The 19,412-nt window shown below is 65.4% G+C and carries 17 protein-coding genes; 16 read left to right on the forward strand and 1 reads right to left on the reverse strand.

The window, feature by feature from the left end:
* Positions 1-18 precede the first annotated feature (18 nt).
* Complete coding sequence (locus KTAU_RS12915) at positions 19-1,287, reverse strand: mannosyltransferase family protein (protein WP_170293273.1); 1,269 nt, start codon at positions 1,285-1,287, stop codon at positions 19-21.
* Positions 1,288-1,620: 333 nt separating this feature from the next.
* On the opposite strand from KTAU_RS12915, the gene KTAU_RS12920 reads away from it, so the two are divergent.
* From KTAU_RS12920 to KTAU_RS12995, 16 genes are all read left to right on the forward strand, one after another.
* Positions 1,621-2,286, forward strand: a complete 666-nt coding sequence (locus tag KTAU_RS12920; protein WP_151728791.1) for a Pvc16 family protein — start codon at positions 1,621-1,623, stop codon at positions 2,284-2,286.
* Positions 2,287-2,310: 24 nt separating this feature from the next.
* Entirely contained in the window at positions 2,311-4,413 is a 2,103-nt protein-coding gene (locus tag KTAU_RS12925; protein WP_228026450.1) for an ATP-binding protein, read from the forward strand.
* Positions 4,410-6,521 carry an eCIS core domain-containing protein gene (locus KTAU_RS12930; protein WP_151728792.1) on the forward strand — a complete coding sequence of 704 codons (2,112 nt, stop codon included), beginning with the start codon at positions 4,410-4,412 and terminating at the stop codon, positions 6,519-6,521. The genes KTAU_RS12925 and KTAU_RS12930 overlap by 4 nt, the downstream gene beginning before the upstream one ends.
* 45 nt (positions 6,522-6,566) lie before the next feature.
* Positions 6,567-7,844, forward strand: coding sequence for an eCIS core domain-containing protein (locus tag KTAU_RS21950; protein WP_228026451.1), 1,278 nt, complete (start codon positions 6,567-6,569; stop codon positions 7,842-7,844).
* Between the two features lie 16 nt (positions 7,845-7,860).
* Entirely contained in the window at positions 7,861-8,745 is an 885-nt protein-coding gene (locus tag KTAU_RS12940) for a Pvc16 family protein (RefSeq protein ID WP_151728793.1), read from the forward strand.
* Between the two features lie 81 nt (positions 8,746-8,826).
* Positions 8,827-10,470 carry a phage tail sheath family protein gene (locus KTAU_RS12945; RefSeq protein WP_151728794.1) on the forward strand — a complete coding sequence of 548 codons (1,644 nt, stop codon included), beginning with the start codon at positions 8,827-8,829 and terminating at the stop codon, positions 10,468-10,470.
* 67 nt (positions 10,471-10,537) lie between these two features.
* Entirely contained in the window at positions 10,538-10,978 is a 441-nt protein-coding gene (locus KTAU_RS12950) for a phage tail protein (protein WP_151728795.1), read from the forward strand.
* Positions 10,979-11,012: 34 nt separating this feature from the next.
* Complete coding sequence (locus KTAU_RS12955) at positions 11,013-11,399, forward strand: phage tail assembly protein (protein ID WP_151728796.1); 387 nt, start codon at positions 11,013-11,015, stop codon at positions 11,397-11,399.
* Entirely contained in the window at positions 11,377-11,574 is a 198-nt protein-coding gene (locus KTAU_RS12960; protein ID WP_151728797.1) for a hypothetical protein, read from the forward strand. The genes KTAU_RS12955 and KTAU_RS12960 overlap by 23 nt, the downstream gene beginning before the upstream one ends.
* Before the next feature lie 7 nt (positions 11,575-11,581).
* The gene (locus KTAU_RS12965; protein WP_069802213.1) at positions 11,582-12,004 is read left to right on the forward strand and encodes a phage tail protein; all 423 of its coding nucleotides are present in this window, start codon (positions 11,582-11,584) and stop codon (positions 12,002-12,004) included.
* Positions 12,005-12,041: 37 nt separating this feature from the next.
* Complete coding sequence (locus KTAU_RS12970; RefSeq protein ID WP_151728798.1) at positions 12,042-13,877, forward strand: eCIS core domain-containing protein; 1,836 nt, start codon at positions 12,042-12,044, stop codon at positions 13,875-13,877.
* A gap of 36 nt (positions 13,878-13,913) precedes the next feature.
* The gene (locus KTAU_RS12975) at positions 13,914-14,624 is read left to right on the forward strand and encodes a CIS tube protein (RefSeq protein ID WP_069802217.1); all 711 of its coding nucleotides are present in this window, start codon (positions 13,914-13,916) and stop codon (positions 14,622-14,624) included.
* On the forward strand, positions 14,611-16,302 hold the full coding sequence (locus KTAU_RS12980) for a VgrG-related protein (protein ID WP_069802220.1): 1,692 nt from the start codon (positions 14,611-14,613) through the stop codon (positions 16,300-16,302). The genes KTAU_RS12975 and KTAU_RS12980 overlap by 14 nt, the downstream gene beginning before the upstream one ends.
* A gap of 154 nt (positions 16,303-16,456) precedes the next feature.
* A complete protein-coding gene (locus KTAU_RS12985; protein ID WP_069802222.1) occupies positions 16,457-16,849 on the forward strand; it encodes a PAAR domain-containing protein in 393 nt (130 codons plus the stop codon).
* 117 nt (positions 16,850-16,966) lie between these two features.
* On the forward strand, positions 16,967-17,401 hold the full coding sequence (locus KTAU_RS12990) for a GPW/gp25 family protein (RefSeq protein WP_069802224.1): 435 nt from the start codon (positions 16,967-16,969) through the stop codon (positions 17,399-17,401).
* A gap of 5 nt (positions 17,402-17,406) precedes the next feature.
* A complete protein-coding gene (locus KTAU_RS12995; protein ID WP_151728799.1) occupies positions 17,407-19,407 on the forward strand; it encodes a putative baseplate assembly protein in 2,001 nt (666 codons plus the stop codon).
* The last annotated feature ends 5 nt before the right edge of the window (positions 19,408-19,412 follow it).

Genomic DNA, 19,412 nt, shown 5'->3' on the forward strand with positions numbered 1-19,412 from the left:
TTCGCTCCAGTGAGCGGGCTAGACCATCCAGTGCCCCGTCAAAAACTGCAGCAAGGCGAAACTCAAGAGGGCCGTTGCGCAGACCGGATAGCAGCCGAGCAGCGCACGCAAGCGTGGCCAGCCCTCGCCCTCCAGCAGCAGCCCCAGCACCACAAAAGCCGGTGTTGCCTCCAGCAGATAGCGCGGAAAGGCATTCAAGGCGTCCCCGTCGCGCGTCGGCCAGAGCAGCGCGAAGAGGCCAAAGAGCAGAGCGTAAAGCGCATAGCCGCGCAGCGCCGGTGGAAAGCGCCAGGGGCCAACCCAGGCCAGGGCCACCAGCACCAGCATGAAGAGCACACAAACCAGATCAAACGCCTCATGCAGGGTCGTAAAAGAGACCAGAGGACCCTTCAGCAGCAGGACAGCCGTGTGGAGAACGCTCAGCCCCGGTAGATCCAGATAACGATTCCAGAGGGCCTGCGCGTGTGAGAAGGCCAGAGGATCGTCGAAGCGCAGCAGGCAATAGAGGGCAAAAAGGGCCGTGCCCAGGGGGATCAGGCCGGCGGCCAGCGCGCTCGAACCCAGACGGCGCAGGCGCCAACCGCGGCGGCGGCCATACTCATAGACGAAGAGCACGATCAGTAACAGGCCAGAGGGGCGTGTCAGCGCGGCCAACAAGCCGCAGAGGCCGGCCAGCCACCAGCGCTGGTGGCGCAGGCAATAGAAGCAGAGCAAAGACAACAACAGAAAGAGCGACTCAGGATAAGCGGCGGCCAGGAAAAAGGCACTTGGAAAGAGCACCAGACAGAGCAGCGTCCTGCGAGCCAGGGCCGCCGAAAAATCCTCTGTCAGCAAACGATAGAGGACAGCCAGCAGCGCCAGGTCAGCCAGATTAGCGATCAGCAGGCCGGCCACATGGGTGCTTCCGAGCGTCGCCAGCGAGCCGAGCTGCTCTAACAAAGGGAAGAGCGGAAAAAAGGCCGTTTGCCACCACTGCACATAGCCTGAGCGAGCGATGGACGCATAATGAGCAGCATCCCAATGCTGCCAGCTATGCACCAGGCTACTGGGTGGCAGCGCCTGCGCGCTGAAGTCTGGCAGCGTGAAGAGCGGAGCCAGGTAGGTCAGTGCGACAAAAAGAGCGTGGCTCAGCAGATAGGCGGGCAGCGCCTCGCGCAAGGCCGTCAGCCAGGACTGCAACGCCGTTGCGCGGCCCAGTGTCATGGCCGACAGCGCTTGCACCGGTGAGGGCGAGGGCGCAGCTACCCTGGTCGCAGAAGATTGGTCTGAGGAAGAAGACTCGCCCATACCGTTCCTCCGGGAGCGAATGAACTGCTCACGAACGAATATTGACAACAGGTAGAAACGAATCAGAGCAAGCGGCATAACAGAGAGTAGATAGGGCTGCCTCTTCAGGCTTGGGCAGCCGGCGGGCATGCTGAAGGAAGAAAGCGCAGATTTTCCCCTCTTCGCTCATAGAGTTCCAGACAGCGTCGTAACAGAGCGCAAATAGAGCGAAAAAAGAGCGCCCTATGCTACTGTTAAGTAAGCCCATAGTGGCAAGCTGGACTGAGCACACAGGCCCACCCCGGGAAGAGGGGGAAGGCAGCAGCACGAGAGGGCGGAGAAGGCTGGGAGCACATGAGCCGCGACGAGCTGGCGGAGCGTCGGGAGAACAAGATGCACAGTGCCTGGAGCATGACGGCAGTCACCTTCATTCTCAAGGGTCTCCTGGAGAACGCCCTGATTGGCCAGGCCGGGCAGGCTGGCCTGGGCGAAGTGCTGATCACAGCCCTGCCGCCGGATCGCATTGCCCTGGGAGCGGAGGAGCGACCTCAGCTCAACCTCTATCTCTATCGCCTGACTCCTGACTCAAGCTGGCGACAAAACCCAGCGGGAGAAAGAGCTGGTGCTGGCTCTGAGAGCGTGCAAGCTGACAGGCAGCCCCTGGCCCTGAAGCTCCACTACCTGCTCAGCGCCTACGGTGAGCGTGACGGGCAGGCCGAGCTGCTCCTTGGCCTGGCCATCGACTGCCTGCAACAAGCCGCCCTCCTTGCCGACGAACGGCTTCAGAGTCTGTTGCAGGCTTTAAGCCTGGACGGTACAGGGACAGCGCAGACAGGCGTCCTGACGCGCCTGGCGAGTGCGGCGCCGCTCCGGGCCTTGCGCATTCGACCTGAATTTCTCAGTATGGAAGAGCAGACCCGCCTCTGGAGCGCCTGGCAGGCTCATGCCCGGCTGGCAATGGCCTATGAAGTCGCAGTTCTGCTGAATGAAGCGCAGCCAGAGCGGCGCGGTCGGGCCTGAATCTGGCATCACAAGGCAACCCATATGACGATGGCGAGCGAAGCATCTCTAGTCAGCCAGAACCAAGCGGAAGCAGCGCAGCGTGCTCTCCTGGTCGCCCTGGCTCGTGTGCGTCACGCCCTGGTGCGCCATTGCGCGCACCGCCGGGGAGAGCCAGAACCGACATCCCTACCGGAGGAGAGCGACCCCATGCTTGGGCTGCATCAGGAGCAGGCGGCCTCGGCTCTGCAGGAGCCGGCCCCGCTGCAGCGACTCTGCGCCGCCTTTGGCCTCTCGCCCTTTGAGCGTGATCTGCTACTCCTCTGTGCTGGCGTCGAGCTAGACAGCAGCTTCGCCGGTCTCTGCGCGCAAGCAATGGGGCTGCCCGCGGGCGAGCGCAGTCAGGCTGCCCTACCCACCTTCAGCCTGGCGCTGGCCGCCCTTCCAGAAGCCCACTGGGAGGCCATCACGCCCACGGCCCCCCTGCGTCGCTGGCTACTCCTCACTCTGGGCGTTGGCGCCACCATTACCATGACTCCCCTGCGCATCGACGAGCCGATCCTGCATTATCTGGTCGGCCTGCCCTACCACGACCCGCGCCTGAGCCTGCTCGTGCCCGTGCCCCCACCAGCGGGAGAGCTTCTTCCCTCGCAGCAGCGGGCCTGCGTCCGGCTACGTGCCGCCTGGAGCGAGCGGCTTGCCAGCGCGCGCCCCGTCGGCCTCAAGGGCCAGCCTGGTGCGGAGCGCTCGCCGCTCATCGTCCTTGCTGCCGCCCAGGCTCAGGACGGGCTGCGTCTGGCGGCGCGGGCCTGTGAGGAGCTGGGCCTGCGCCTCTTCGCCTTGTCGGCTGCCGACCTGCCCACAGCAGTGAGCGAGCGAGAGCGCTGGGCCCGCCTCTGGGAGCGCCAGGCCATTCTGACAGGCAGTGCCCTTTTCCTGGACTGCAGTCAACTCGCGCCCGAAGACCGTCCCACCCAGCAGGCCGTTGAGCACCTGGCCCGTCTGCTGCAGACGCCGCTGATCCTTGGCTGTCGCGAGGCCAGCGCCCTGCGGCTCTCGCTGGCGCCGGCCTCCCTGGTCAGCATCGAGCTGGAGCCGCCGCTGCTGACCGAGCAAGAGCAGCTCTGGCGACGCGCCCTCAGCGCCCTGCCTCTGGCTGTCGATCTCAACGGCCATGTCGAAGCGCTGGCCATGCAATTCCCCCTCGGCGGGGCCGCCATCGAACGCATCTGCGCCCAGCTTCTGCCCGAACCCGGGCGCCTGGAGTTGCCCGCCGATGAGGTAGCACAGCGCCTCTGGAACGCCTGCCGCCTGCAGGCGCGCCCCGTCCTCGACGACCTGGCCCAGCGCATCCCACCCGCCGGAGTGAGCTGGGAGCGGCTCGTGTTGCCCGAAGAACAGCTTCGCCTCCTGCGTGACATCGTGGCCCACGTGCGCCAGCGCGCCACCGTCTACGAGCGCTGGGGCTTCGGGCGCCAGGAAGAGGGAGCGCGTGGCCTGGGCATCAGCGCCCTCTTTGCCGGTAGCAGCGGCACCGGCAAAACCCTGGCCGCCGAAGTCATCGCCCACGAGCTACAGCTCGACCTCTATCGCATCGACCTCTCCGCCGTCGTCAGCAAATACATTGGCGAAACCGAAAAGAACCTGCGGCGCATCTTCGACGCCGCCGAAACGGGGGGCGCCGTCCTGCTCTTCGACGAAGCCGACGCCCTCTTTGGCAAGCGCAGCGAAGTCAAAGACAGCCACGATCGCTATGCCAACATCGAAGTCAGCTATCTGCTGCAGCGCATGGAGACCTACCGCGGCCTGGCCATTCTCACCACCAACCTCAAGCATGCCCTGGACCCGGCCTTTCTCCGTCGTCTGCGCTTCATTGTCCACTTTCCCTTTCCCGACCTGGCCATGCGCCTGGAGATCTGGCGGCGTGTCTTTCCAGCAAGCGTGCCGCGCGAAGGGCTGGACCTGGAGAAGCTGGCCCGCCTGCACGTGGCCGGCGGCAACATCCGCAATATCGCCCTCTACGGGGCCTTCCTGGCGGCGGAAGCCGGCGAGCCGCTGCGCATGAGCCACCTCTTGCGCGCCGCCGCCGCCGAGTATGCCAAGCTAGAGAAGCCCCTTACCGAGGCTGAGATCGGAGGCTGGCGATGAGGAAACTGTCCAGCGGCGATGCCGATCATCGACCGCCACAGGTGCAGGCCGAGCTGCGTCTCTGGTCGCCGGGCGTCGAGGAAGAGATTCAGACTGCCGCGAGCGCCGGCGAAAGTCTGGATGCGGCCACGCGCGCCTATATGGAGCCGCGTTTCGGCCACGACTTCAGTCAGGTGCGCATCCATGCCGATGAGCAGGCAGCCGAGGAAGCGCGCGCCCTCAACGCGCGGGCCTACACCGTCGGGCAGGAGATCTTTTTCGGCCAGGGGGAGTATGCACCGCAGAGCGCCGCAGGCCGCTGGCTGCTGGCGCACGAGCTGACGCATGTGGTGCAGCAGAGTGAGACGCTGCAGCAGGCCACGCCTGCCGGCAGCCCTCTCTTTGCGCAGGCTCAGGAGATGCAAGTCAGCGAGCCGGGGGAGCCGCAGGAGCGCGAGGCCACGGCCATCGCCGATCAGGTCCTCAGCGGGCAAGGAGCGCGCGTCACCGTGAGCCAGAGCGCGACGCGGGGCCGCCTCTGGCGCTATCAGGCCGGTGAGGCCGGTCATGGCGGCATCGAGGAGGAGGCCCTGACCGCCGTCGGCTTCAGCTATCAGGATGCGCGCAGCGTCTATTTCGGCAACTGGCTGCGCGACCTCTCGCAGATCCCTCCGAAGGGCCTGCGGCTAATCCAGATCCTGACCCTCGGCGAGTTTGGTCGCCCGGTACGACAGGAGGACCTGGGGACCTATGTGCCCTCTGAGCACCTGGATAATCCCGAGGGCGGCGGCACCGTCGAAGATCCCCGCCTGACGCCCGCCGAGCGCGCCGAGGCCGAAAAGAAGCTCTCCCCTGAACAGAAGGCGGCCTACGACGAGGAGCAGGCCCACCTGGCTGACATCAGGCATGCCGCCGCCGACAGCGGCCTGCCGGAATACATCGAGCGTGGGAAGTTTCATGCGAAGCGAAAGCTGGAGGAGGCGATTGTGGCCGGGCGCGCGCCCGAGGGGGAGGGGATGGCAGCCATGGGGAACGCGCTGCATGCCATCGAAGACTACTACTCCCATTCCAACTTTGTCGAGGTGGCCCTCTGGATTCTGAAGAGCGATGGGACGATCACGGCGACACAGTACAACGCGCTGGTCAAATCACAGCTGGGCAACGATGTGGCCCTCATCGGCGGCCATGATCCCCGCAATCCGGCCCTGCCAGGCATCATTACCGGCACCTACGCCCCCGGCGCCAACAACTGGGTGAGCCGTCTGGAGCTGATCTGCACGGAGACTGAGAACGGCGAACTGACGCGCTCCTTCATCAAGGGCTACTTCCGCATGATGGGGCTGACCGAGAGAGATGTCCTCGCGCGCCTGGCGGAGGTCGGCTGGCATGGTGGTCAGGCTGCTGGGAGCGCGCCTGGCAGCCTGGCCGGTGGCGTCATCGGTGGCGAGCTTGGCGGTGTCGGCGGCGCGGTCACAGGTGCAGCGGAGGGTGCGACGGAGGGCTGGCGCACTCACTCCGGCCTGAGCGCCGTCTGGCACGGCATCACCGGCTTCTTCAGCGGCGCGGCCTCTGGAGCCGTGTCTGGTACAGCCAGCGGCTATCATACTGGCGCGGGCATCGGAGGCACAGCGCTGGGCGCCGTCGGTGAGGCCATCGGCGGCGGCCTCAGCGCACTAGCGGGCCTCTCTCTGGATAGGCTCATTAGCTTGTTCGGCACAGCCTTCTTCCTCCGTGTGCTCTTCCCGGCCATCCTGGCAGCCAGGGCGGCCGCCCTGGCCGCTGCACGCAGCGGTATCCTGGAGCAGCAGGCGAAGAACCTGACCGCTCAGGCGGCAGCCCAGGCCCGCGCCAATGGCCTGGGACCGACTCACTCGGAAATTGCCAAAGACTCGCCCGATCACCCACTCTTTGGCATCTCGCGCATGCTGGCGGTGGAGGCGGACAAGGAGATCGGTACGGCCATGCAGACGGCCTGGACCGCCATGAGTGCCGCTGGTGGAACAGGGCCGGCCCCTGCCACCATCACCGACCCCGTGACCGGGCTGGTGGATAAATTTGTCAGCCATCCCGCGCGCGATCCCTGGTGGCGCGCCACGCTGATCGCCGCTCTCAAAAGTGTGAAAATCTAGGCTGCCTGCTACGACTCGGCTGAGCAGGAAGGAAAGGAGCCGCTGGTGACCCAGTATCTCTGGAAGATGAGACGAGAGCAGGAGCCGTCGATCACGACCTGCGAACCGCTGCGATCGACGGAGCAGCTGGCAGGGGAGCCGCTGCCGGAGGAGGTGCGGGCCTTCATGGAGCCACGTTTCGGCCACGACTTCGGGCAGGTGCGCATCCACGTCGACGCTGAGGCAGCCCAGGCGGCGCAGGCTCTCAATGCGCGGGCCTACACCGTTGGCCAGGACATCTTTTTCGGTCCAGGGGCCTACGCGCCGCAGACGAACGAAGGGCGGCGGCTGCTGGCACACGAATTGAGCCACGTTGTACAGCAGCCGGGCGAGATCGCGCCTGGAACTCCCCTGGTTGTCGGACCCGTTGACGATCACTATGAGCGCGAGGCCGAGCAGGTGGCGGCCCAGGTCACGGCGGCCCCCTTCACGGAGCCTGTGGCGGCCCGCCTCTCTGTGGCAGCCCCAGCGCAGGTCATTCGGCGCTCCTGGCTGGGGAGTGTGCTCGGAGGAATCGGGGGGGCTGTCGTAGGGGCGGTCGGCGGCTTCTTCGTGGGCGGCCCGGTGGGGGCAGTGATCGGCGGCGTGGCCGGCCTTGTAGGCGGGGCCGCCGCAGGTGACCGGCTCTCGCAGCAGCGTCGCTCGCTCACGCCCGATGAGATCGCCTACGCCCGCGAAATCTATGCCGATAGCCTCGATTACTCGGCCATCACGATCACGAAGCATAGTATCCTCTCCTCGGGCGCCTCCCGCACGGTCGGCAACACCATCAATCTTGAGGATGACTACTACGACGGCGATACGCTCAATTTGACTCCGGAAGGCAAACTGATCCTCATCCATGAGATGGGGCATGTCTGGCAATACCAGCACGGTGGCCTGGCCTACATCCCGGAGAGCCTGGTCGCCCAGATCCGGGCCTCCATAGGAGGCGGGAGCCGCGGCGGTGCCTACGACTGGCGGGCGGCGATTCAGGCCGGGACGCCCTGGGAGGAGTGGAATCCCGAGCAGCAGGCCGAGGCGATCGAAGACTATAACCGGGCCTTGCGGCGGACCCGGGACGGCACGGCCACCCTCCAGGATTACAAGGACCTCTCCACGCTGCAGCCCTATATTGACAAGGTGCGCCGCGATGAGGGCGCACCACACGGAATGCTCGGGGCCTGGCTGGGAGGAATCGGGGGAGCAGTCGGTGGCTTTCTGGCCGGCGGCCCAGTGGGTGCCTTCTTTGGAGGACTTGGAGGCCTCGTCGGCGGCTCCCTCCTGGGCGCAGCCTTGAAGTGAGTGAGGATGAAAAGCCATGTTACTGACCGTGCAGCACATCCTGCGACGCCTGCTCTACGAGCGTGGCCAGATCAACGAGCAAGAGGTGGCGATCATCTTCGAGGCCCCAACCCCAGAGCGCATCGAGCGCCTCTGGCAGCCGACGATCAGCCTCTTCCTCTACGCCATTCAGGAAAACGTCGAGCTCCGCCAGAGCAGCTATCAGACCGTCGCCACCAACGGGCGCGCCGAGCGCCGACCCCTGCCGCGGCGCTTCGACCTGCGCTACATGGTCAGTGCCATCAGCAGCGAGATCGAAGACGAGCAGCAACTGCTCTGGCGCGTACTCACCACGCTCGTGCGCTACCCGCAGATCCCCGAGGAACTGCTGCCCGAGGAACTGCGGGCTGGGGCCGTGCCGCTGGTCACCAGGCTGGCCCAGGAAGACGATGCCGGACCACTCATTGCCCTCTGGAATGGCCTGGGCAGTCCCCCGCGGCCAGCCCTGGCCTATACCGTCACCGTGCCCGTGGAGCTGGCAGCCGTCGGAGAGGCCCCGCTCGTCCTGCAGCGCACCGCCCGCTATCGTCGCCTCTCGCCGGGAGAGGGGCAGGCCCTTGAGAGCGCCATCCAGCTCGGCGGCCTGGTACGCAACCAGCAAGGCGAGGCCCTGGCCGGCGTACGTGTTGCTCTGGAGGGACGGGTCCAAGAGAGCATCACTGACGAAAGCGGGCGCTTCATCCTGAGCCAGCTGCCGCCGCGACGAGCCGTTCTACGCCTCACGCCGCCAGAAGGGCCGGCCCGGCGCCTGACCCTCGACTACGGCGGCAACGACGTGGCTCCCGCTGCCGACCAGTCGGGTGCGCCCGGCGTGCTCTCCTACGAGATCGTCCTGGAGGCCCTGCCTGTGCTAGAAACCTGACCCAAGACACTGCGCTGTTCTGTGTACAAATCGATCTGATCATCTATTCCTGATAAATCATGCCAAGGAGGACCTGGGACCATGCCCGAATATCTCTCACCCGGCGTCTACATTCAGGAAGTCGACAGCGGGCCACGGCCCATCGAAGGCGTTGGGACCGCCACAGCGGCCTTTGTCGGCTTTGCCCCTGCCGGGCCGGCTAACCGACCGGTGCTCATCACCAACTGGTCGCAGTATGTCGCCACCTTCGGCAGCCTCGAAGAGGGAGGTCTACGCAATCCCCACCTGCCCGGCTCCTACCTCTCGCACGCCGTCTACGGCTACTTCCTCAATGGCGGCGGGCGCTGCTACGTCACGCGCCTGGTCAACAACAGCACCAAGACAGAGAAAGCCGCGCCAGTGCTGCTGCCCAGTCGCGCCTCCAAAGCCGTGCCCTCGCTGATCGTCCATCCCAAAAACGTGCCGCAGCAGGACATCCAGATCGAAGTGCTGCCGCCCACCAAAACCCTGCCGCCCCCGCCGGCTCCCGCCTCAGCCGAAGGCGAGCAGCAGAAAGAGGGAGAAGCCGCGTCTCCTGCAGCTTCTGCAGCGCCGGGCAATCGCGGTCTCTTCACCCTCAAAGTGCGCATGGGCGAAGAAGAAGAGATCTACGAGAACCTGAGCGTTGGCAGCGGGGGAGGAGCCGGGAGCAAGACCGCCGTTGAGACGGTCAATCAGCTCAGTCAGCTCATCCGTCTGGTCGAACCGAAGACCAGCGGCAGCGCCATAGAGCGGGCCCCCGAGCCGGGCACCTACGTCCTCCGGGCGCCGGCCCAGCTCGCCCTGCCCCAGGTCCAGCCCGACCACTTCGCCGGCAGCGCCGCCGAGCGCAGCGGCTTCGAAGGGCTGGAAGTCGCCGAAGACGTCACGATGGTCTGCTGCCCCGACCTGATGGCCGCCTACCAGGCCGGCCTGATCACTCGTGAGGGCGTCAAAGCCGTGCAACTGGCCATGATTGCCCACTGCGAGCGCATGAGCGACCGCATCGCTGTGCTGGACCCCCTGCCGGACCTCACACCGCAGCAGGTCAAGGTCTGGCGTGAGGCTGAAGCCGCCTACGATTCCAAATTCGCCGCCCTCTACTATCCCTGGATCAAGATCTCTGGCCCCGATGGCCGCCCCCTGGCCGTGCCGCCCTCCGGCCACATCGCCGGCATCTACGCCCGCAGCGACAACGAGCGCGGCGTCCACAAAGCCCCCGCCAACGAGGTCGTCCGCGGCGCCCTGGAGGGCGTTATCCAGGTGACCAAAGGCGAGCAAGATACCCTCAATCCCAGCGGCGTCAACTGTATCCGCTCCTTTACCGGGCGTGGCCTGCGCGTCTGGGGCGCGCGCACCCTCAGCAGTGACCCCGCCTGGCGCTACATCAACGTGCGGCGCCTCTTCAACTATATCGAAAAGTCGATCGAGCGCGGCACCCAATGGGTGGTCTTCGAACCCAACGATGTTGACCTCTGGGCGCGCGTCAAACGCGACATCACGGCCTTCCTCACAGGCGTCTGGCGCGATGGCATGCTCTTTGGCCGTTCGCCTGAAGAAGCCTTCTTTGTCAAGTGTGACGAAGAGCTGAATCCACCCGATGTGCGCGACCGCGGCATGCTCTTCATCGATATCGGCCTGGCCCCCGTCAAACCCGCCGAATTCGTGGTCTTCCGTCTGCGCCAGTGGGCGGGTGGCGGCGCCTGAGCAAGCAATCTGCTCAGCAATCGAGCGCATCGGTGTCTCATATTGAAGACCAAAGGAGGAGGAACACATGGCAGAGAAAGATCCGCTAGTCTCATCATGGTTTGGCGTCGAATTTCAAGGTCAGGTCGTCGGCGCCTTCCGCGAGTGCACCGGCCTGGGCAGCGAGAACGAGGTTGTCGAATACAAAGCCAGCGGGCCACGCGGCGAATTCGTCATCAAAAAGGTGCCGGGCCGCCTCAAATGGAGCAACATCACCCTCAAGCGCGGCATTACTGACTCGATGGACATGTGGCAGTGGCGCAAGCTCGTCGAGCAGGGCAAGGTCGATGAGGCGCGCAAGAACGGGACCATTACTATGTACAACCAGCAGGGTGAGCCGGTGGCGCGCTGGAACTTCATCAACGCCTGGCCGAGCAAACTGACCGGCCCCAGCGCCAACGCCAGCAACAACGAGGTGGCCATCGAAGAACTGGAGATCACCCACGAGGGCTACGAGCGCGTGAGCTAAGGCCCCGTGGCACGCTCGGAGAGCCGAGACAACAATGTTACAGACCGAGTTTTCCTTTACCTTGCCCTGCGGCTACGTCGACGCGCGCGGGAACCTCCATCGTCAGGGCACGATGCGCCTGGCGACCGCCCTCGATGAGATCGAGCCGCTGCAAGATGCGCGGGTCCGTGCCAACGAGGCCTACCTGACGATCCTGGTGCTCAGTCGCGTCGTGACACGCCTGGGCGACCTCTATCCCGTCGATGTGAGCGTGATCGAAGGACTCTTTTCCGCCGATCTCGCCTATCTGCAGCGGCTCTATGTCCAGATCAACGAAGTGGGCACGACGCTGTTCGAGACGCAGTGTCCCCGCTGTGGCCTGCGTTTCGCGCTCAATCTGGCGGAAGGTGGTGAAACTGATGACGGATCTCCCAGCCTCTGATCGAGAGGCGACCGGCGCCAGCGCTGCGGGCCTGCCGGCGCGCGAGGACGCCGGCGCCGCGATCGACATCGAGCGACTGGCAGAGAAAGTCTATCACTTGCTGCTTCAGGAGGTACGCCTCTCCCTGGCTCGTGGACAACGGGAGGTGGGGCATCCTCTGAGGCGCGGGAGGTGAAGAGCTGATGGCCACCGAAGCCTATCCGGGTTGCCGCTTCTATGTCCTCTTCGAGGGCCAGGCCCAGGGCGTCTTTACCGAGGTCAGCGGCCTGCAGGTCGAGATGGACATCATGGAGTACCAGGAGGGCGGCAATAACGGCTTTGTCTATCGCCTGCCCGGCTTTACCAAAGTGAGCAATCTGACGCTCAAGCGCGGCCTGACCACTTCCAACGAGTTCTATCGCTGGCTGGCCGATGTGGCCAGCGGGCGTCTCAAGCGTCGCCATATCTCGGTTGTTATGTATGACGTGGCGGGCAACGAACTGATGCGCTGGAATTTTCTGAACGCCTACCCGGTGAAGTGGGTCGGCCCCCAGTTGCGCGCGCCGGACAATACAGCGGCTATCGAGACCCTGGAGCTGGCCCATGAGGGCGTGACCCTCGGCTGAACCAGCGCCCGACTGGCTGAGACGGAGGAGGACTATTGTGCGTCGACACCTGCTGCTGACCGCTCTGCGCCGCCGCCAGCGGCTGCTCGCTCTCAGGCCGGCCTCGCCGCTGCGGCGCTCCCTGGAGCGGCACCGCGCTCTGGCTGCCGCCCTCGGCCTGACAGCCCTGGCCGCCGATGACCGACCTCAGCAGCCTCTGGCAACAGGACAGCCGCTCTGGTCTCCACGCCTGCTGGCCGCCCGGCAACCCATCGGCGAGGCGCCACCGCTAGTGTCCCCCCTGCCAGAGGAAGGGGAGCAAGCGCCTGCCGCTCCCTGGCCTTGGCCTCCAGAGCAGCTGACTCCGACAGAGACAATACCGGCGCCGGCTGCGGGGGAGGACCAGCCCCGAGCGGCTGCCACTGCCGACGAGGAGGAGCTGGCAGCCCCGCCCAGGCCAGACGAGAACCAGCGACAGGAGGCCGGGCCTCTGACCTCGCCGCCGCTGCCGGCGACGCCTCCGGTAGGCCACGCGCGGGTGATCGAGCTGGGTGCAGCCAGTACACCCTATGATACTATTGCCCTGGATGCACCCGAAAGTGACCTCGCCAGGATCGGCCAGAGTCTGCCGGCCTCCCCTGGTTCAACCTCTGACTCTGAGGTGGCGGCAGCGCCGGAACTGCCCAATGAGGCGGCTCAGCTCTTCCGGCCCCGTCTGGACGAGGCTGAACGCTCGCCACAGAGCTGGCTCAGGCGCCTGGTGGAACAGGCCCAACGCGAACAGAGGCAACCAGCACAGAGGCAACCGGCTAAGGGCGCGGAGCCGGACCAGGAACCTGATCGCATGACAGGACCGGCCCGGCCAGCGGGCGCTGCCAGCGCCTTCCAGGCAAACACCCAGGCGCCTGCTCAGCCATCGCTCCCTCCGCTCACTGCCGGTCTCCAGAGGGAGCGGCCTGCAGCAGCTGCTGCGACACAACGCTCCTCGTCGAGTCCAGCAGGAGGTCCCAGGAACGCAGAGCCGCCGGCCCTCATCGCCCGCCGCTTCCTCAAGCCGCTCGTGGGCATTGACCTGGCGGAGGTTGCGCTCTATCGCGATGCCCGGGCCGCTCGCGCCACAGCAGCCCACGCTGCGGAGGCGCTCAGCGATGCTGACACGATCGAGCTGGCTCCCCAGGAGGAGCAAACCACGCCAGAGGGCCTCGGCCTGCTGGCTCATGAGCTGACGCACATCATGCGCCGGCGCAGGCCGCGCTTCCTGCCGCCGATCATCCGCCCGGCGCCCATGTCCGAAGCGGGAGAGCCCGCCGAACCAGCCCCAGCCATCCCACTCGCTGATGAAGAGCAGGTGGCCCTTGCTGTCGAGCGCCGCGTCCGCCAGCAGGCACGGACGGCTTTCGCGGTGACCGCTTCACCGGTGCCGCCAGCGCCCATGACCGCGACGGAGCCGTCCACCCTCAACGCGGGTCGAACACCCGAGGGCGAGGACGCCAACCAGGGCGAGCGTGGCATCTGGGGCAATCTTCCTGCTCCCTGGGAGCCACTACCGGCCTGGCTGACCGCGCCGGCTTCTTCCGGCAGCCCGCCCGCGAGCGAGACGACGTCAGGTGCAAGCCTTTCTTCGGCACCGCTCGCACCGCCGCCCCCGGCGTTCACCCCCAACCAGCCGCTCCCTGTCTCAGCCAACGGGAGCGCTCTCCCGGAGGAGCAAAGTGGCAGCAGCCGCGCCGGCGTCGAGCGCAGCCTGGCCACACCTGTCGGGGACCAGGGTGAAGGGCAGTCAGCCATGCCAGCCGCTCGCCCACCGGAGCCGGATCTCGACGCCCTGGCGCGCCAGGTCTATACCCTGCTCAAGCGCCGCCTGAGCGCCGAGCAGCGCCGCCTGCTCTCATAAAAAAGGAAGCAAGGCGATCAAGGAAGGAGTGCAGCCATGCAAAGTAGCCCGCTGGCCCTGGCCACCATCGTCGACCATGATCACGGCAGCAGCGTCGAATGCATGTTTAATCCCAAGGAATACACCTTTAGCAAGCAGAACTCGTGGACTGCCAAAGAGAGCAAGGGCACCAACATCGCCCGCCTGGAATTTGGCAGCGGCCAGCCCACCACGCTGCAGATGCAGCTCTTCTTTGACACCTATACCAACATCAAAAGCAACGGCGAAGGAGGCGGCTCCAAAGACGTACGCAAAGCCTACACCGAAAAAATCTGGAACATGATGAAAGTTGATCCGGCGCTTGGGCCGCTGGGAGGTCGAGGAGGAGGCGCCAAACATAAGAAAGGGCGGCCTCCGGTCGTCAGCTTCCAATGGGGGGCCGTCTGGAGCTTCAAAGCTGTCATCACCAACATCCGCGAGCGTTTCACCCTCTTCCTGCCCGATGGCACGCCGGTGCGCTCCACCCTGGACGTCACCTTTCAGCAAGTGCAGGACAAAGACGACTACCCGGCGACCAACCCCACGTCGGGCGGTGTCGGGGGAGAGCGCGTCTGGCGCGTCTGCGAAGGCGACACCCTGGCCTGGATCGCCTACAAAGAGTACGGCGACCCCAACCGCTGGCGCCTGATCGCCGAAGCCAACCGCCTGACCCGTGTGCGGCAGCTCACGCCAGGTCTGCTGCTGGAGATCCCCAATGCCACAGAATGAAAACCTGCTCAGCCTGCTCTCCATCAAAATTGGAGGCGCCGATGTGTCGCCGGACTTCATGAGCGACCTGCTGGAGGTCACCATCGAAAATAGCCTCCATCTGCCGGACGTCGCCACCATCGTCCTGCACGACACACGGCTGCACTGGATCGATGACAATAGCCTCCTGCCCGGCCAGAGCGTACAGATCGAAGCGCACAGCGGACGGCAATCGAAGCTACTCTTCGATGGTGAAATTGTCGAGATTGAGCCATCCTTTGACGCCAGCAACCAGCAACTGATCATTCGCGCCTTCGATCGCCTGCACCGTCTGGGGCGCGGAAGCCGGGTGCGCTCCTTTGTCAACGTCAGCGATGAGGACCTGATCAGGAAACTGGCGGCGGAGGCCGGGCTGCAGGCGCAAGTCCGGGTCGGTGGCCAGGTCCATGACTACATCTTGCAGAGTAATGAGAGCAACCTGGAGTTTCTCCAGCGAAGAGCGGCGGCCCTGGGCTGCCTGCTCTACGTCCAGGGGAAGACCCTCCACGTGGAGCCGCTCAAGAACGGCGGGGGCCAGCTTGAACTGGAATGGGGGGTCAACCTGCACGAATTTGCGCCGCGCCTGACCACCCTTGGCCAGTTCAGCAAAGTCACCGTGCGCGGCTGGGACCCTGCGCAGCGGCGAGCCGTCGTCAGCCAGGCGCAGAACGGACGGGGAGCGCCCCAGATTGGGCAAGAGCAAAGCGGGGGCGAGCTGGTTCAGCAGGCATTCCAGCTGACAGCGGAAGCGCTCGTCGCCGCGGGGTCGGTGCGCACCCAGGCCGAGGCGGATCGCCTGGCGCAGGCGGTGGCCGACCGCGCCGCCGGGCGCTTTATCGAAGCCGAAGGAGCCTGCGCTGGCCTGCCCGCCCTGGTGGCAGGGGTCAGCGTGCGCATCAAAGCCGTGGGCACCCGCTTCAGCGGCACCTACTTCGTCACCAGCACCCTGCACAGCTACAGCGCGCGTCATGGCTACCTCACCCGCTTCAGCGTCAGCGGCTACCAGCCCGCAACCGTACTGAACCTGCTGGGCGGCGCTGATCCGCGCCAGGCCCTGCCAACGGCCACGCTCGCTGGACCGCTCTCCACGGGCATGGGCCTGGTCATCGGCATCGTCACCGACAATGACGATCCCGCTGGCTGGGGACGAGTGAAAGTCAAATATCCCTCCCTCTCGGAGGAACATGCCAGCGGGTGGGCCCGTGTCGTTGTCCCCGGGGGCGGCGCTCAGCGTGGCATCCAGTTCCTGCCCGAGGTCAACGATGAGGTCCTGGTCGGCTTCCTGGAGGGAGACATCCAGCACCCCTACATCCTGGGCGGCCTCTGGAACGGTCAAGACAGGCCGCCGGAGCCGCAGGCCGCCAGCGGGGGCCGCGTCCAGAAGCGCCTCCTCCGCTCGCGTACTGGCCACCTCATCACCCTGGACGATAGCGAAGGGGGTGGTGGCATCACCATCAGCGATAGCGCGGGGAACAGTATCAAGATCGACACCGCCTCCAACAGCCTGCAGATCAGCGTCCAGGGCAACATCAGCCTGAAAGCTCGAGGCTCCCTATCCCTGGAAGCCCAGGGGCAGGTCCAGCTCAAAGGGCAGGGCGTCAACATCGATGGAGGCGCCGGCGTCGTCACCGTCAAAGGTACAACGATTAATCTGAACTGAGCGAGCAGAAGCGAGCGGAAAGGTACTCGTCTGCAGTGCTGCCTGTCCCCGGCAAAAGCATGCCGAAATTGTGAAGCACTGGCGCGTTTTCCTGAAGACAGCGCAAGCGAGGAACAGAGAAGAGAGCAAATAAAAAAGAGGAGGAACGACCAGCATGGGGCAGCCGGCGGCCAAGCAGGGCGACCAGATCACCGCTGTTGACACCCACATTGTCCTCATTCCCTCGCCGGGGGGCGCGGTGCCAACGCCGCTGCCGCATCCTTTCGCTGGGATCATCAACGGCAATCTCAGCCCGAATGTCATGATTATGGGACTGCCAGCGGCTACCCAGGGCAGCACCGCCGACAACATGCCGCCACACATTCCCCAGGGCGGCCCCTTCCAGCGTCCTCCAAGCAACCGTGGGGTCATCATCAACGGCAGCGCCACCGTCCTGATCAATGGCAAGCCAGCGGCACGCAGCGGAGACACCGCCATGACCTGCAACGATCCTGCTGATATGCCAGTGGGGACCGTCGTGGCCACGGGCACCGTGCTCATCGGCTAGGGGGACAGCAGAGGCAGCGCTGGCCGTGACGAGCCGCCGGTACCGGCGGGTGGGGCAGGGCAGAGCAGAGCTGCACCAGGCAGATAGAAGGTCAAAGAAAAGAGAGGAACGAGCACTATGCGCGATTTTCTTGGAACCGGCTGGGCGTTCCCGATTCACATCGATGCCCACGGGCGCATCGCGCTGGCGCGGCAGGAGCGCGATATCGAGGAAGCCATCCGCATTATCCTGCTGACGCCCAAGGGGCAGCGCGTGATGCGGCCTGAATTCGGCTGCCAGATTCACGAGCTGCTGTTTGCGCCCAACAACGCCACCACCTGCGGCCTGGCCGCCTACTATGTAGAAGATGCTCTGGGCATGTGGGAGCCGCGCATCAGCGTCCTCAACGTGGAGGCGCGTCCCGATCCTGCCGAACCGGGGCGCCTGCTTATTGACATCCGCTATGAAATCAAGGCCACCCATGACCGCCGCTCGCTTGTCTTCCCCTTCTACCGCATTCCGGGCGAGGGCGAGAGCGAGCCGGCGGGGACCACTGGCCAGAGGGAGGGCTAACCATCATGCCGCTGCCTGCGCCAAAGCTAGACGATCGCCACTTTCAAGACATCGTTGATCAGGCCAAGCTGCTCATTCCCCACTATTGCCGCGAGTGGACCGACCACAACGTCAGCGACCCGGGCGTGACCCTGATCGAACTCTTCGCCTGGATGACCGACATGCTGCTCTATCGCGTCAACCAGGTACCAGACAAGAACTATATCAAATTTCTGGAACTGATCGGCATTCGGCTGGAGCCGCCGCGAGCGGCGACCGTGCCCATTACCTTTTATCTGTCCGCGGCGCAGCCGACGGAGATCACCATTCCCGCCGATACCGAAGTCGCCACCGTGCGTACCGAGAGCAGCCCGGCCATCATCTTCACCACGGAGCAGCCGCTGACCGTGCGTCCACCGCGGCTCATCGACACCTTCACGCGCAACGCCAGCCAGGGCAGCAACTGGCTACGCCACAACCTGCCGCCCGAGGGAGTGCGCGGGCGCGAGAAGCGTGTTGCCCTTTTTCCGCAGAAGCCGGCCCCGGGCGATGCCTTTCTGCTGGCTTTTGAGAACGACCTGAGCAATCACCTGCTGGCCCTGGTCGTGGACTGCGAGCGCGCCGGTGGGGCGGGCGTCGACCCGACGAAGCCGCCGCTGACCTGGCAGGTCTGGCAAGGGCGGGCCGCGCGCTGGGTGAATTGCGAGCTCGAATACGACGGCACCGGCGGCTTCAACGAAGCCGGTGAGATCATCCTCCATCTGCCGGAGATGGTACGCTCTGAGTTCGCAGGCGTCACCGGCTACTGGCTGCGCTGCCGACTGACCGAGGCGCAAGGAGGACCGGGGTCCTATCAGGTTTCGCCGGTACTACGCCGGCTGCGCGTCGAGGCTCGCGGGGGGACCGTCAATGCGCGCCATGCCATCACTGCCAAAGAGGAAGTGCTAGGTGTCAGCGATGGCACCCCGGGCCAGGTCTTTCAGCTCCAGCATACCCCCATTCTGGCCCTCGATCCACAACAAGAATATCTGGTCAGCGAGCCGCCGGGCGACAAGCCCCAGATCTGGCACGAGATCGAAGACTTTGCCGAATCCGGTCCTGACGATCGCCATTTCACCCTCGATAAGCTCGACGGCACGCTCACGCTCGGGCCGGCCCTCCTGCAGCCCGACGGCACTGTCTACCGCTTTGGCCGTGTCCCTGAGAAAGGGAGCCTGCTGGTCTTCAAGCGCTATCGCTACGGGGGAGGCGTGGTCGGCAATGTCGCGCGTGGCACCCTGACGGTCCTCAAGACCTCGATCCCCTATGTAGCCCACGTCACCAACCGGACCGCCGCCGTTGGTGGGCGCGATGCCCAGAGCCTGGAGGAGGCCCGGCTGCGAGCGCCCCAGAAGCTGCGCGCACGCACTCGGGCCGTGACCGCCGACGATTACGAGTATCTGGCCTGCCAGGTGCCTGGGGTAGCGCGCGCACGCTGTCTGGCCCCCGGCCCCCAGCCGGGCGGACGTGGTGATCCGCGTCCAGGGCAGGTCTTTGTCATCGTCCTGCCCCAGGTTGATCAACCCGAAGGACCCCTGGTGCCGGAGCAGCTGGCGCTCTCCGCCGAGCTGCGCAGCGCCGTTCTCTCCTATCTCCAGCCCCGGCGTCTGCTCGGCACCGCCCTGGAGGTCCATTCACCCCACTATGTGAGCGTCTCAGTTCAGGCCGAGCTGCGCGTCGCGGAACACAGCGATCCCGCCCTGATCGAGGCGGTCCAGCAAGAGGCCCTGGAGGCCCTGCGGCGCTACCTCAATCCCTATCTCGGGGGACCACGCGGCAACGGCTGGCCCTTCGGGCGCGCGCTCAACCGTTCCGAGCTATACGGACTTTTGCAGCGTATTGAGCATGTTGAGTATGTGGAGAATCTGGTCATCAGCGTTAGCGAAGCGGGAGCGGCGGAGAAGCCCCTGCCGGCGAATCAGCAGACGGTCCAGATTCCCCGTCACGGTCTCATCTGTTCCGGGCAACATCAGATAAAGGTGCGCTGAGAGAG

Source organism: Thermogemmatispora aurantia (assembly GCF_008974285.1).
Classification (GTDB): Bacteria; Chloroflexota; Ktedonobacteria; order Ktedonobacterales; family Ktedonobacteraceae; genus Thermogemmatispora; species Thermogemmatispora aurantia.

Bases quoted from the DNA above. Each gene is read 5' to 3' on its own strand.
- KTAU_RS12915 (WP_170293273.1), bottom strand. From the start codon at position 1,287: ATGGGCGAGTCTTCTTCCTCAGACCAATCTTCTGCGACCAGGGTAGCT.
- KTAU_RS12920 (WP_151728791.1), top strand. From the start codon at position 1,621: ATGAGCCGCGACGAGCTGGCGGAGCGTCGGGAGAACAAGATGCACAGT.
- KTAU_RS12925 (WP_228026450.1), top strand. From the start codon at position 2,311: ATGACGATGGCGAGCGAAGCATCTCTAGTCAGCCAGAACCAAGCGGAA.
- KTAU_RS12930 (WP_151728792.1), top strand. From the start codon at position 4,410: ATGAGGAAACTGTCCAGCGGCGATGCCGATCATCGACCGCCACAGGTG.
- KTAU_RS12940 (WP_151728793.1), top strand. From the start codon at position 7,861: ATGTTACTGACCGTGCAGCACATCCTGCGACGCCTGCTCTACGAGCGT.
- KTAU_RS12945 (WP_151728794.1), top strand. From the start codon at position 8,827: ATGCCCGAATATCTCTCACCCGGCGTCTACATTCAGGAAGTCGACAGC.
- KTAU_RS12950 (WP_151728795.1), top strand. From the start codon at position 10,538: ATGGCAGAGAAAGATCCGCTAGTCTCATCATGGTTTGGCGTCGAATTT.
- KTAU_RS12955 (WP_151728796.1), top strand. From the start codon at position 11,013: ATGTTACAGACCGAGTTTTCCTTTACCTTGCCCTGCGGCTACGTCGAC.
- KTAU_RS12960 (WP_151728797.1), top strand. From the start codon at position 11,377: ATGACGGATCTCCCAGCCTCTGATCGAGAGGCGACCGGCGCCAGCGCT.
- KTAU_RS12965 (WP_069802213.1), top strand. From the start codon at position 11,582: ATGGCCACCGAAGCCTATCCGGGTTGCCGCTTCTATGTCCTCTTCGAG.
- KTAU_RS12975 (WP_069802217.1), top strand. From the start codon at position 13,914: ATGCAAAGTAGCCCGCTGGCCCTGGCCACCATCGTCGACCATGATCAC.
- KTAU_RS12980 (WP_069802220.1), top strand. From the start codon at position 14,611: ATGCCACAGAATGAAAACCTGCTCAGCCTGCTCTCCATCAAAATTGGA.
- KTAU_RS12985 (WP_069802222.1), top strand. From the start codon at position 16,457: ATGGGGCAGCCGGCGGCCAAGCAGGGCGACCAGATCACCGCTGTTGAC.
- KTAU_RS12990 (WP_069802224.1), top strand. From the start codon at position 16,967: ATGCGCGATTTTCTTGGAACCGGCTGGGCGTTCCCGATTCACATCGAT.
- KTAU_RS12995 (WP_151728799.1), top strand. From the start codon at position 17,407: ATGCCGCTGCCTGCGCCAAAGCTAGACGATCGCCACTTTCAAGACATC.